The following is a 12,784-nucleotide window of genomic DNA, read 5'->3' on the forward strand; positions in this document are numbered from 1 at the left end:
GCCCCGCCCCCAGGAAGGACCCACCACCCGCCCGAACGAACACCCTCCGCAACCCACAGCTCCCACCCGGGGCCAGCCACATGATCCACTCCCGGGCAGATGCGTCAAGGACGCCTCCGGCGCCGCTCCGCGGGCGCTACGCGCTCCTTGACCCACCCACCCGCTCACGGAAACCGGCAGCTGTCCGGGCAGGCAGCACACCCCACCACGCCCAAAACCACACCAACCAACCACTTGCCACCCCGAAACGATGCAGGTAAGTCGCCGCGACCCGCGACCCGCGACCCGCGACGTAGCTGTACTCAGGCGTTCAGTACAGCCACGTCGTACTGATGGATCGCGGCGTCGCGGGTGACCAGGGTGAGTCTCTCGGTCAGGGCTTGTGCGATCAGCATGCGATCGAACGGGTCCCGGTGCAGGAGTGGCAGCTGGCCAGCTTGCTGGGCGTGCTCGTACCGGATCGGAAGTTCGCCGACTCCGCTGTCCCGCAAGACTTCAAGGAAGGTGGGCGGGATGCTCAGTTTGCCGGCCGACGACTTGATGGAGATCTCCCAGACGGTCGCCACACTCACATAGACCTCGAGTTCGGTGTCGATCTGGTTCTTGAGGTCGTCGGACAGTTCGGGACCGTCAGCAAGCCACCACAGCAGTACGTGGGTGTCCAGCAGCAGACGACCGGTGGCAGCAGCCCGGGTCACGACGGAAGGCCGAAGTCATCGGCGATCTCTGCGTTGGTCTCGGGCGAATCCCAGTCATCAGTCATGCCGATCTGTCCGGCCAGCAGCCCGCGACCTCGCCGGCAAACGACGTGCGGTAGCGGAATCACCTTCGCCACCGGGCGTCCGGCGCGACTGATGATCACCTCTTCGCCGTGCTCGACGCGATCGATGATGCGAGAGAGCTGAGTTTTCGCCTCATGCATGTTGTACTGCGCCGCGGTGTCGTTCACGCCCGATCCCATCGCTTAGTCCGGTTAGCTAACCTTAGCTCGCTGACTCAGCCCCAGGCAAGGTCGACGCGACGGAGGAGTTGCGTGGGGCGTAGTACTCAGGGCGTTTCGATGGCGTGGGTGGGGGACGGGTGGCGGATGGGGGAGAGGATGGTCAGGAGTAGGTAAGTGAGGAAACCCGCCACTAGGCCTACCACCCAGGAGTAGTCGTAGAGCGGTTGAAGGAACGGGATCAGGCCGTCCGCCGGGAAGGGGCCGGCGCCGGGGTTGGAGTAGGCGCCGCCTACCGCCAGGAGCGAGCCGAGCAACGTGGCGACGACGGCTCGCCAGTTCCAGCCGGCGGCGTACCAGTAGCGGCCGTTGGGGAGGTAGAGGTCGGCGAGGAAGAGGTTGGTGCGGTCGACGAACCAGTAGCCGGCGATCAGTACGCCGGCGACCGACGCGAGCAGGCCGCCGTAGAAGGAGAGCCAGACGAAGATGTAGATCGACGGGTCGGAGATCAGGCGCCAGGGCTGGATCACGATGCCGATCACGCCGGTCAGCAGGCCCGCGGTGCGGAAGTTGAGCCAGCGGGGCAGGGCGTTGGCGAAGTCGTACGACGGGCTGACCACGTTCGCGGCGACGTTGCACGACATCGTGGCCAGGATCGCCATCACCAGGCCGATCGTGACCACCGCCGGGTTCTCGAACCGCCGGGTCAGTTCGACCGGGTCCCAGATCGCCGAGCCGTAGACCAGCACGGTGCCGGACGTGGTGATGATCGAGACCAGCGCGATGAACGACATCGTCGTCGGCAGCCCGATGATCTGCCCGATCACCTGCTGGCGCTGGCCTTTGCCGAACCGGGTGAAGTCGGGCATGTTCAGCGACAGCGTCGCCCAGAACGCGATCATCCCCATCAGCGACGGCGCGAAGATCTTCCAGAAGTCGGCGTCCCAGCCGAGCTTCGACGGCTGCGACAGGATCGGGCCGAAGCCGCCGGCCTTGACCAGGATCGCGATCATCAACGCGAGGAAGGCGACCGTCACGAGCGGCGCCGCCCAGTTCTCGAACCGCCGCAGCCCTTCGATGCCGCGCCAGATCAGTACCATCTGCAGCACCCAGAAGAAGGCGAAGCTCAGCCACATCGTCCACGGATGCCCGCCGACCGACGACGCGCCCGTCCAGCCGGAGCCGGCCAGTTCGCCGATGATCACGTAGATCGCCTGGCCGCCGATCCAGGTCTGGATGCCGAACCAGCCGCAGGCGATGAAGGCCCGCAGCAGCGCCGGGAAGTTGGCTCCGCGGACGCCGTAGAAGGCGCGCGCGAAAACCGGGAACGGGATGCCGTACTTCGTACCGGCGTGGCTGTTCAGCAGCAGCGGCACGAGCACGATCAAGTTGCCCAAGGTGATCGTGATGAACGCCTGCAGCCAGTTCATCCCGAGCGCGACCAGACCGGCCGCGAGCAGGTAGCTGGGGATGTTGTGCGCCATGCCCATCCACAGCGCCGCATAGTTGTACGTCGTCCAGCGGCGCTCGGGCAACCGGGTCGGTGCGAGTTCCGCGTTGCCGTACGGGCTGTCTACGACGGCGGACGGATCGGTCAGCTCGACGCGCCCGTCCGGATGGGTGATCTGTTCGGTAGATGTTGCTGCCGCATGAGCCATCGTCGCCACCTCATCCGCCGTCGGGTCTCGGACCAAAGTGCGGGATCGCGGACGTCATGTCAACGCATAACCCCCGACTGGGGCGGTGGGGCGGGGAAGGTATTGGCCAGCGTCGCCGCGGGGCTGTGCCTCCGGGCAACTACTCGTCCCTGCCAAGCCCCAAGAGCGGCAAGGACGGACGGCGAGGTGCGCCCAAGGCGGCGTACCCGCGACGTACGGCCTGCTCGACATGCGCCTGCGGCCAGGGCCAGTCGTCGGTGTGGGCGAGCGCGTCCTCGAGCGAGGTGCCGTTGTGGTGCAGACCCGAGATGGTGTTCGCGACCGTGCCGATATCGCCGTTCTGCTCGCGGACGAACTCGGCATCGACCACCGCGCCGTGCCCCGGCACGACCTTCGCCGTCGCGGACAACAGCCCGATCAGCCGGTCGACCGTGTCGGCCCACTCCAGCGGGTACGAGTCCTCCCCGTACGACGGCGGCGCCGACTCCTCGATCAGGTCACCTGCGAAGAACACGTCCACATCCGGTACTACGACCACCACGTCGCCATCGGTGTGCCCGTTGCCGAGATGCAGCAACTCGACCCGCCGGTCACCCAACTCGATCACCTTGGCCACGGCAAAAGCGTTGTCGATGGCAACGGTCTCGGCGACGGCGGCGGCCGTGTTCTCCTGCGCGTAGCTGGTCGCGTCGGGGAAGGCCGGGTTGCCGAAGACGTGGTCGTAGTGGGCGTGCGTGTTGACCACCCAGCGAACCGGCACGTCGGTGAGCTCGCGGATATGGGCCAGCAACTCCTCGCCCTGCGCGACGTCACCGCGGGTGTCGATCAGCAGCGCGCCCTCGCTGCCGATGACCAGCCCGACGTTCAGGTCGTACTTCTCATACCGGCGTACCCAGGTCCGGTCCGCCAGTTCCACCCACGCACTCATACCCGCGACCCTAACCGGCGCCACCCGCGCGACGGTCAGCGGGAGATGACGTCGCCGGACAGGAGTTGGCTCTTGTCGATGCCTTCGAGGAGCAGGCCGACGTTGTCGCCGGCGCTCGCCACAGTGAGGTTCTTGCGGAACGCCTCGACGCCGGTGACCCGGCTCATCGCGACCTGCTGGCCGGCCCGCGTGATCATCACCTGGTCACCGACCTGCACCGTGCCCGCGGTGATCCGGCCGGTGGCGACCGTGCCGCGCCCGGTGATCGAGAACACGTCCTCGACCGGCATCACGAACGCACCCGCCGGTACGGCGTCCTGGACTCGCTGCACGTCCTGTGGCGAGCTGTTCGGCGCGGAGTGCGCCTGGTTCAGCAACTGCTGCGGATCCATCGGATTCGGCTCGCGCTTCCAGAACTTCCATCCCATACCCTGCGACCCTAGGCCATCCCAACCCACCCCGACGCCCGACGGCCGACGGATTCCGGCGCCCAATCGGTGTGCTCCGCCCCGCTTGGCGGGCATCACCCCCTGGTAGACCAATGGGCGAACCCCACGCCGAGGGGCGAACCCCACGCCGAGGGGCGAACCCCACGCCGAGGGGGCGAACCCCACGCCGAGGGGCGAACCCTCCGCAATACGGGGGACCGCTGAGCGCCAGAGACCGAAGAGGCTGGCCCGGCGACGGGAACGACCGGTCCCGGACCGCCATCACTAGCCAACCCTGGTCCGATNCCTCGACACGCCGAGGGAAGCGTTTGCTCGGGAGGTTGGATAGTGATGGCCGTCCGGACCTGCCCAGGCGGCCGGTTTCGGTAAGGCCTATCCACCGGGCGGGATGGGGGTTGAAGGGTGCTGACTCGCCGCTTAGGGTCGCAGGGCGGTTAACCGGTTCATCCGAACTCTGCAGCAGTTCGAACGGTACGGATCCAACGACGAAGGGCGGACGGCGTGACGACACGACGGGCACTGGTGGTCCGGGGTGGCTGGGAAGGGCATCTCCCGGCCGAGGCGACCGAGCTGTTCATCCCCTTCCTGCGGGAGAACGGCTTCGAGGTCACCGTCTCCGACAGCACCGAGAGCTACCTCGACCTCGACCGCACCGACCTGGTGCTGCAGTGCGTCAGCATGGGCGAGATCTCCGCCGAAGCGGTCAAGGGCCTGGAAGCCGCGGTCCGTACGGGCACCGGGCTGGCCGGCTGGCACGGCGGCATCGTCGACTCCTTCCGCGGCAACGTCGACTACAGCTTCATGACCGGCGGCCAGTTCATCTCGCACCCGGGCGGTTTCGTCGACCACCGGATCGAGATCGTCTCCGACGACCCGATCGTCGAGGGCCTGACGCATTTCGACCTGCACACCGAGCAGTACTACGTGCACGCCGACCCGTCCAACAAGGTCCTCGCCACCACCACGTTCCGAGCCCACCCCGACTACCCGTGGATCGAGGGCGCGACCATGCCGGCCGTCTGGACCCGCAAGTGGGGCAAGGGCAAAGTCTTCGTCTGTACGCCGGGCCACAGCCTCGCCGACCTCGACACCCCTGAGGTCCGCACCATCATCGAGCGGGGGCTGCTGTGGGCGAGCAAGTGACCAACGTCGGCATCGTCGGCACCGGTGTCATCAGCGGTACCTACCTGGAGCACCTGGCCAAGCTGCCCGGAGTACAGGTCGTCGCCGTCGCCGATCTCGACATCTCCCGGGCCCAGACGATCGCCGATCAGAACCCGGGCGTCCGGGCGCTGACGTCGGATGACTTGTTCGCCGACCCTGAGGTCGACATCGTCCTCAACCTGACCATCCCGGCCGCACACGCACCGGTCCACCAGGCCGCGCTGGAGGCCGGCAAGCATGTCTACGGCGAAAAGCCGCTAGCTGTCGACCGTGCCGAGGCAGAGCCGCTCCTGAAGCTCGCTGCGGCCAACAACCTCCGTATCGGCTGTGCTCCCGACACAGTGCTCGGCACTGGGACCCAGACGGCCCGAGCTGCCCTCGACCGCGGCGACATCGGCGTACCGACTGCTGCGACGGCTTCGTTCGTCACGCCCGGACATGAGCTGTGGCACCCGGCTCCGGACTTCTACTACCAGCCTGGTGGCGGCCCGCTGCTCGACATGGGCCCGTACTACGTAACGAGCCTCGTCACGCTCCTCGGCCCGGTACGCCGAGTCAGTGGTCGCGCTGGTCGCTCGCAGGAGCAGCGCAAGGTCCACACGGGTCCGCGGGCTGGGCAGACCTTCCCTGTCGAGGTGCCGACGCATGTGACCGGCGTACTGGAGCACGAGTCGGGTGCGCTCACCACTGTGCTGATGAGCTTCGACGTGTGGGCTGCACGGCTGCCTCGGATCGAGATCTACGGCACGGAAGGCAGCTTGTCGGTGCCGGACCCGAATGGCTTCGACGGCTCGGTGGAGATCGCTACTGCCACCAACCGCGACTGGACGGAGCTCCCTGTAGCCGGCGGGTACGCCGGAGCCGGGCGTGGCGTCGGTGTGGCCGACATGGCTCGCGCACTGCGCAACAACGAGCCGCACCGAGCCAATGGAGCTCTGGCCTACCACGTGCTCGACGTCATGGAGTCACTGCTCGAAGCGGCGGCCCAGGACCAGCCTGTGGACGTGACGAGCACCGTGGATCGTCCCGCCGCCGTACCGTTGGGAGCGTCGCCCGAATCAGCCTGAGATGTGTCCCACGCCGCTGCGTGGGTATGGCTGTCGCTACGGCTCGGTAGACTGGCACTCGAAACTCAGGAGTGCCAACCGGCAACGGCCGACGTGGGAGAGGGTGGTGCGCGTGCTGGACGAACGCAAGCTGGACGTGCTCCGGGCCATCGTCGAGGACTACGTCGCCACCCACGAGCCGGTCGGCTCGAAGACGCTGGTCGACCGGCACAACCTGGGCGTCTCCCCGGCCACGGTCCGCAACGACATGGCCGCGCTGGAAGAGGAGGGGTACATCACCCAGCCGCACACCAGCGCCGGCCGGATCCCGACCGACGCCGGCTACCGGCTGTTCGTCGACAAGCTGAGCACGGTCAAGACGCTGTCGCCGGCCGAGAAGAAGGCGATCTCGTCCTTCCTGGCCGGTGCGGTCGACCTGGACGACGTCGTCCGGCGTACCGTCCGGCTGCTCGCGCAGATCACCCGGCAGGTCGCGATCGTGCAGTACCCGACGCTGATCAGGTCGAGCGTGCGGCACGTCGAGGTGGTCACGATGACGCCGCGGCGCCTGCTGCTGGTGCTGATCACCAGCGCCGGCCGGGTCGAGCAGCGGATCGTCGAGGCGCAGGAGGAGGTGGACGAGCAACTGATCGCGGACCTGCGCTCGCGGCTGAACACCGCGCTGACCGGGCAACGCCTGACCGACGCGGCGACCTCGCTGGCCAGCGTCACCGAGACCTTCGCGCCGTCCGACCGGCCGCTGGTGGCCGCGATCGTTACGTCGCTGCTGGAGGCCTTCACGGTCGAGGGCGAGCAGCGCATCGCGGTCGGCGGTGCCGCCAACCTGACCCGCTACGGCGACGACTTCGAGCGCAACGTGAAGCCGGTGCTGGAGGCGCTCGAGGAGCACGTGATCCTGCTCAAGCTGCTCGGCGAAGCGACGTATCCGCAGACCCTGACGGTCCGGATCGGGCACGAGAACCCGTACGAGGAACTGGCCACCACCTCGGTGGTCGCGACCGGGTACGGCTCCAAGTCGGAGGCGCTGGCCACTCTCGGCATCGTCGGCCCGACCTACATGGACTATCCGAGCACGATGGGTGCGGTCCGCGCCGTCGCCCGCTACGTCAGCCAACTGCTGGCCGACTCATGAACCAACACCGAACGCTGCCTACCAAGTGGTCTGGAGTATGAGCACCGATTACTACGCCGTCCTCGGCGTCAGCCGTGACGCGAGCCAGGACGAGATCAAGAAGGCCTACCGCAAGCTGGCCCGCCAGTACCACCCGGACGTGAACGACTCCGAGGACGCGCACCACAAGTTCCAGGAGATCGGCCGCGCGTTCCAGGTGCTGAGCGACCCGCAGAAGAAGCAGGTCCACGATCTCGGCGGTGACCCGTTCGCGAGCGGGCCCGGCGCGGGGGCGGGGGCCGGCTTCGGGCAGGCGTTCACCTTCACCGACATCATGGACGCCTTCTTCGGCCAGACCGGCGGGGCCACCCGCGGGCCGCGGCCGCGCACCCGGCGGGGCCAGGACGCGCTGATCCCGCTGCGGATCGACCTCGCTGAGGCGGCCTTCGGGACCACCCGCGAGCTGAAGGTCGACACCGCGGTGCTCTGCCCGACCTGTTCCGGATCGGGCGCGGAAGCTGGATCCCAGCCGGTCACCTGCGAGATCTGCCACGGCCGGGGCGAGGTGACGCACACCCAGCGCTCGTTCCTCGGCGAGGTCCGGACGATGCGGCCGTGCCCGAACTGCCGCGGCTTCGGGACCACCATCCCGAACCCGTGTGTCGAGTGCGCCGGCGACGGCCGGGTCCGCTCCCGGCGTACCGTCACGGTCAAGATCCCCGGCGGGGTCGACAGCGGCACCCGTGTGCAGCTGTCCGGCCAGGGCGAGGTCGGCCCAGGCGGCGGTCCGGCCGGCGACCTGTACGTCGAGATCGAGGTCGAGCCACACGAGATCTTCACCCGCAGCGGCGACGACCTGCACTGCACGGTCACGCTGCCGATGACGGCCGCCGCTCTCGGTACGACGATCGACCTGCCGACGCTCGAGGGCGAGACGACTCCGCTGGAGATCCGGCCCGGGACGCAGTCCGGGATGGCGATGACGCTGACCGCGCGCGGCGTACCGCGGTTGCGGCATGCCGGGCGGGGCGACCTGATCGTGCAGGTGATCGTCGAGACGCCGACCAAGCTGGACGAGGCCCAGGTGGCGTTGCTGAGGCAGCTCGCCGAGTCGCGCGGCGAGGAGCGTCCGCAGGGTCAGGTGCAGGCGGCACACAAGGGCGTCTTCGGCCGCCTGCGTGACGCCTTCGGTGCGCATTGAAAACGACTTAGGCTGCCGGGCGATGGGACTCGCGGTCTTCTACCTGCCTGAGCTGGACGGTCCGGAGCTGGTGCTCGACGGCGCCGAGGGCCGGCACGCCGCCGTCGTACGCCGGATCGGTCCGGGCGAGCGGATCCGGCTGACCGACGGACACGGGTCCTTCGCCGAGGGACCCGTGATCGCCGCGTCCAAATCCGGGCTGACCGTCGTGGTCGAGCACCGTGGTGAGGTGCCGGCGGCGAACCCGCGGCTGGTCGTCGTCCAGGCGCTGCCGAAGGGGGAGCGCGCCGAGCTCGCGGTCGAGATGCTGACCGAGGTCGGGGCGGATCTGCTCGTGCCGTGGAACGCGGAGCGCAGTCAGTTCCGCTCCAACCCCGAGCGGGTCGCGAAGACGCTGACCAAGTGGCAGGCCTGGGCCTTCGAAGCCAGCAAGCAGTCGCGCCGCTCGTGGTTCTGCGAGGTCGCCCCGATCGCGTCCACCCCCGAGGTCGCCAAACTCCTCACGGACGCCGCCCTGGCCGTAGTACTCCACGAAGAGGCGACCACCCCCTTGGCCTCACTCGAACTACCTGCCACCGGCGACATCGTCATCGTCGTAGGCCCCGAAGGCGGCATCGCCCCAGCCGAACTGGAAACCTTCGCAGCCACCCCAGTCCGCCTCGGCACCACAGTCCTCCGTACGTCGACCGCCGGCGTGGCCGCAGCCGCAGCTCTCCTAGCCCGCTCCCGCTGGACCTGACCTACCTGACGCTGATCGTTTTCGAGTCGGTGTCGGTGATGCGGCCGTCTTCCGGGGAGGTCAGGTAGACCTCCAGGAGCCATTCGCCGGGGGCTAGCTTGGGGGTGAAGGCGAAGGGGGAGAACTTCTGGCCTTCCTTGGTCATCGTGTAGTTCGTGACGGTCTGCTTGGTCTTCACGTTGGTGGCTCGCCAGTCCACCTGGGCCTCGAACGCCGCTGCGATGCCGGCGACCGTGACCGGCTGCTTGACGGTCTGGTTGTTCTCGGGCGAGGTGATCCAGACCATCGCCTGCACGTCGGTGGCCTGCGCCCTGCTCAGCGGGCTGTTGGTGTCGATGACGCCGAACAGGTCGGGCGAGATGCGTCCCTGCTGGGTGATCTGGACCGGCGTGGTCCGCTGCAGCGCGCCCTGGACCGTGTAGACCAGCTGCTGGGCCGCCATGTCGGCGACCTCCGGCTCGAGCTTGGTGTTCGGCAGCCGCTCGAAGTCGACCATGATCAGGTCGTCGGTGTAGCGCACGGAGCTCACCGAGGCGCCCGACCAGGGGGAGTCGTAGTCGGGGTCGTTGGCCGCCTTCGGCGCGGTCATCGTCCGGAGGGCCTCCAGGGCGGGTTTGCCGGTCACCTGGTTGAAGGTGCGGTAAAGCCTGAACTCCGGGCCCTTCTTGACGCCGACCACCTGGCCGAGCCAGTAGACCGAGACGGCCTTGGGGGTCTTGAGGTCGGTCTCCTCGATGGCACGGACCTTCGACGTCGGGAGGGTGCTCGGCGGCTTGGATGCAGCCGGATCCGAGGGCGTGGGCTTCGGGCTGGCCGGCGGAGCGGTCGGCGGGTTGGTCGGCTCGGCCGACGCGCTGCTGGTGGTGTCCGGGCCGCCCGCGATGCTGGGCTGCTCGGCCGTCTTCGTGTTGTCGTTGAGGACAGCGAAGGCGCCGATGGCAGCCGCCGTACCAACCATGGCCGCGCCCGCGGTGATGACCCACGGACGCCGGTTGACCGGCTTGCGCTGGGAACGGACCCGGGCCTGGATCTCGTGCAGGCCGTCGGCAGGCTCGATCCGGCCGGCCTCCTCGGACATGGCCCGCCGCATCAGCTCGTCGAACGAGTCGTCCCTGCGGTCGTCCCTGTGGTCGTTCATGTGCTCTGCTCCAGGACCTGGCGCAGCGACTTGGTCGCTCGCGCGGCGTGACTCTTCACGGATCCCCGGCTGATCCCCATCGTGTCGGCGATCTCCGCCTCGGACAGGTCACCGTAGTACCGCAGCACCATCACGGTGCGTTGCTTCTCGGGCAGGGTGCGCATGGCCTCGATCACCCGGTCGGTCTCGGCGGTGCGCATGACAGCGTGCTCCGCGCTCGGTTCGTCCGGCAAGGACTTCGGCAGGTGCTTGTCGACCACGACCAGGTGCCGCTGCCGGGAGCGGCAGCGGTTGACCACCGCGGTCCGCAGGTACGCCAGGGCCTTGTGCGGGTCGCGCAGCCGGTGCCAGCGGCCGTGCATCGCCACGAAGGCGTCCTGCACGATCTCTTCCGCCGCACCGGTGTCACGCAGCAGTAAGGCGCCGAGCCGGACCAACGACGTGTAGTGCGCCGTATAGACAGCCGTCAGCGCCTCGTCGGCATCCCACGAGGACTCATGTGCCACGCACTCTTCGTACACCACGGCTGGTTGTGCCACACAACGGAGACGCTTAGACCAGATACCAGGTTGACAACTTGTCGGCCCCGATCGGCGGGACGCTGTCCGCCCGAAGACCGGGAGGACCGGATGAAACAGCACGGCGACGGCCACTGGCACGGCCACAGCGAGGTCACCACGCCCTCGGTCAGCAAGTTGTTCGGACATTTGTCCAGGCCCGATGGCCGGCCTGCTGGCCTCGGCGCGCAGTTCGGCGGCCACCCATCCGCGACAGTGACGATGGTGTACCGACGGTCGCTGAACCCGTTGTGCTCGGCACGCGGTTTTGGCATGGCATCGAGCTGTGCCGGGCTCACGCGGCACATAGTCCGTCGTCGGCAGCACAGCCAAGTCGACGCATCGCACCCAGACGGTGCTCCGTTCGAGGCTTGCGAGCTCAACCCGGTCGGTAGGCGCGAGTGGGTTGCGCGGCAGGGCATGGGCCGAGCTGGCTATAGGGATGACCTGTCGCTGTCACCCCTATCGGGCTATTGGCTATCCGAGTGGCAATCCGATGGATATCTCACGGTTATCCGATTAGTCCTTCGATAGCACACGCTCGCCCGGCAATTCGATACCCGCTGCGGTGGTCATGGTTGAGAGCTGGGCTGTGGGAGGATCATCGGCATGTCAGGCAAGTCGATCGATGCGCAGCAGAAAACAGTAGAAGCTTTTCTGGCCGCGTCGAAGAGGTCCAGTGCGTCTGTTCAGATCCGTCGTACGTTCGTCCAGCAGGGTACCCAGCGCAACCCCGTGCCTGGGCCACTCCACAAGATGGTGAGGGCCCACGACGAACGTGCGCTCGACCTTTTCCTGCTCCACCGCCTGACGGCCAGCCACGCCGACTGGGACACCACGCATGAAGCGATGGTGTGGGCCCGCGCGCTCGGTTTGACGACGCCGCAGGACACCGGAGCCGCCGCGGTCAGCAAGGTCTGGGTGAAGTTGGATCGAAAGTACCGCCTCGTCGAGCGTGAGCGGCGCGGCCGGCTGGCCACGGTGACGTCTCTGCTGGAGGACGGATCCGGCGATCCGTACATCCCGCCGAAGGGCGTCGGCGACAGCTACATCCGGCTTCCGTTCGCCTACTGGGCCGACGGGTGGTATCGGACCCTTCGCCTACCGGGCAAAGCTGTCCTCCTGATCGCGTTGTCGTTGTCGCGCAAGCCGGCCTTCAAGCTGCCCACCGAACGGGCGCCGAAGTGGTACGGCATCTCGGCCGATACCGCCGAACGGGGACTGCGCGAACTTCAGGATCGCAAGCTGCTGTCCCGTGGCCACTCCCTTCGAGAGGACTGGCTGAGCGGCACTGTCACGACCCGCGAGTACCACTACTCGGTGCTAGACCCGTTCTTGCCGCCGGCGGCGCTCAAGTCGGTGGCACCGTGACCGGGCACGTGTTCGTCGACGAGAGCAAGAAGAATGGCTTCTTGATCGCAGCCGTCAGTGTCCTTCCTGAAGACCTGCAGACCACGCGTAAGACGATGCGGAGTATCTGTCTACCCAATCAGCGGCGGATTCACTTCAAAGACGAGAAGCAGACCCGGAGAGGTTGTCCCGGTCTTCGTGGAACTTGAGGTGGCGGTCCCCCACCTGAGGCCTGCCTGGTGGTAGGTCTCGGGTGAACGACCAAGAACACCCGAAGGAAGGGGACCGCCATGAAGACCGTACCTACTCTGCACGCGGCCGCGCAGGCCGACACCATGAATTTCTCCGATCTGCCTGACGAGGTGTGTGTCGCGCTGGCCGATGTCGCCGGCGCGGCCCGTGAGGGCCTGCTGGCGATGAGTGTGGCCGCTGGGCTGGCGGTGATGCAGGCCATGTTCGAGGCCGAGATCGCCGCGGTTGCG

At 67.7% G+C, this 12,784-nt stretch carries 13 protein-coding genes and 1 pseudogene; 7 read left to right on the forward strand and 7 right to left on the reverse strand.

The window, feature by feature from the left end; all coding sequences use genetic code 11:
* Window positions 1-302: 302 nt before the first annotated feature.
* The 5 genes from A3ES_RS0144500 to A3ES_RS0144520 all read right to left on the reverse strand — a co-directional run bounded on the left by A3ES_RS0144500 (window position 303) and on the right by A3ES_RS0144520 (window position 3,954).
* The gene (locus tag A3ES_RS0144500) at window positions 303-698 is read right to left on the reverse strand and encodes a type II toxin-antitoxin system VapC family toxin (protein ID WP_020393315.1); all 396 of its coding nucleotides are present in this window, start codon (window positions 696-698) and stop codon (window positions 303-305) included.
* Window positions 695-949 carry a type II toxin-antitoxin system Phd/YefM family antitoxin gene (locus A3ES_RS0144505; RefSeq protein WP_026163793.1) on the reverse strand — a complete coding sequence of 85 codons (255 nt, stop codon included), beginning with the start codon at window positions 947-949 and terminating at the stop codon, window positions 695-697. Before A3ES_RS0144505 ends, A3ES_RS0144500 begins: the two co-directional genes overlap by 4 nt.
* Window positions 950-1,047: 98 nt before the next feature.
* Window positions 1,048-2,598: an NCS1 family nucleobase:cation symporter-1 gene (locus A3ES_RS0144510; protein WP_020393317.1), complete on the reverse strand. Its 1,551-nt coding sequence runs from the start codon at window positions 2,596-2,598 to the stop codon at window positions 1,048-1,050.
* 139 nt (window positions 2,599-2,737) lie between these two features.
* Window positions 2,738-3,526, reverse strand: coding sequence for an MBL fold metallo-hydrolase (locus tag A3ES_RS0144515; protein ID WP_040457197.1), 789 nt, complete (start codon window positions 3,524-3,526; stop codon window positions 2,738-2,740).
* 35 nt (window positions 3,527-3,561) lie between these two features.
* Window positions 3,562-3,954 (reverse strand): EF-Tu/IF-2/RF-3 family GTPase, encoded by a 393-nt coding sequence (locus A3ES_RS0144520; RefSeq protein ID WP_020393319.1) that lies wholly within the window; start codon window positions 3,952-3,954, stop codon window positions 3,562-3,564.
* A gap of 522 nt (window positions 3,955-4,476) precedes the next feature.
* Here A3ES_RS0144520 and A3ES_RS0144525 point away from each other — a divergent pair.
* The 5 genes from A3ES_RS0144525 to A3ES_RS0144545 all read left to right on the forward strand — a co-directional run bounded on the left by A3ES_RS0144525 (window position 4,477) and on the right by A3ES_RS0144545 (window position 9,257).
* Window positions 4,477-5,118, forward strand: a complete 642-nt coding sequence (locus A3ES_RS0144525) for a ThuA domain-containing protein (RefSeq protein ID WP_169501858.1) — start codon at window positions 4,477-4,479, stop codon at window positions 5,116-5,118.
* Window positions 5,103-6,206: a Gfo/Idh/MocA family protein gene (locus A3ES_RS0144530; RefSeq protein WP_020393321.1), complete on the forward strand. Its 1,104-nt coding sequence runs from the start codon at window positions 5,103-5,105 to the stop codon at window positions 6,204-6,206. Before A3ES_RS0144525 ends, A3ES_RS0144530 begins: the two co-directional genes overlap by 16 nt.
* 112 nt (window positions 6,207-6,318) lie before the next feature.
* Entirely contained in the window at window positions 6,319-7,338 is a 1,020-nt protein-coding gene (gene hrcA, locus A3ES_RS0144535) for a heat-inducible transcriptional repressor HrcA (RefSeq protein WP_026163794.1), read from the forward strand.
* A gap of 37 nt (window positions 7,339-7,375) precedes the next feature.
* The gene (dnaJ, locus tag A3ES_RS0144540) at window positions 7,376-8,518 is read left to right on the forward strand and encodes a molecular chaperone DnaJ (RefSeq protein WP_020393323.1); all 1,143 of its coding nucleotides are present in this window, start codon (window positions 7,376-7,378) and stop codon (window positions 8,516-8,518) included.
* 22 nt (window positions 8,519-8,540) lie between these two features.
* Entirely contained in the window at window positions 8,541-9,257 is a 717-nt protein-coding gene (locus tag A3ES_RS0144545) for a 16S rRNA (uracil(1498)-N(3))-methyltransferase (RefSeq protein ID WP_020393324.1), read from the forward strand.
* A 1-nt stretch (window position 9,258) separates the two neighbouring features.
* Here A3ES_RS0144545 and A3ES_RS0144550 read toward each other — a convergent pair whose 3' ends face one another.
* On the reverse strand, window positions 9,259-10,395 hold the full coding sequence (locus tag A3ES_RS0144550; protein ID WP_020393325.1) for a Gmad2 immunoglobulin-like domain-containing protein: 1,137 nt from the start codon (window positions 10,393-10,395) through the stop codon (window positions 9,259-9,261).
* Complete coding sequence (locus A3ES_RS0144555) at window positions 10,392-10,901, reverse strand: SigE family RNA polymerase sigma factor (protein ID WP_020393326.1); 510 nt, start codon at window positions 10,899-10,901, stop codon at window positions 10,392-10,394. The genes A3ES_RS0144550 and A3ES_RS0144555 overlap by 4 nt, the downstream gene beginning before the upstream one ends.
* 807 nt (window positions 10,902-11,708) lie before the next feature.
* Here A3ES_RS0144555 and A3ES_RS50605 point away from each other — a divergent pair.
* Window positions 11,709-12,323 (forward strand): hypothetical protein, encoded by a 615-nt coding sequence (locus A3ES_RS50605; RefSeq protein ID WP_157631081.1) that lies wholly within the window; start codon window positions 11,709-11,711, stop codon window positions 12,321-12,323.
* Between the two features lie 269 nt (window positions 12,324-12,592).
* Window positions 12,593-12,784 (forward strand): annotated as a pseudogene (locus A3ES_RS0144565) (IS256 family transposase); the annotation flags it as partial.

Source organism: Kribbella catacumbae DSM 19601 (genome assembly GCF_000372465.1).
In the GTDB taxonomy this organism is placed as follows: domain Bacteria; phylum Actinomycetota; class Actinomycetes; order Propionibacteriales; family Kribbellaceae; genus Kribbella; species Kribbella catacumbae.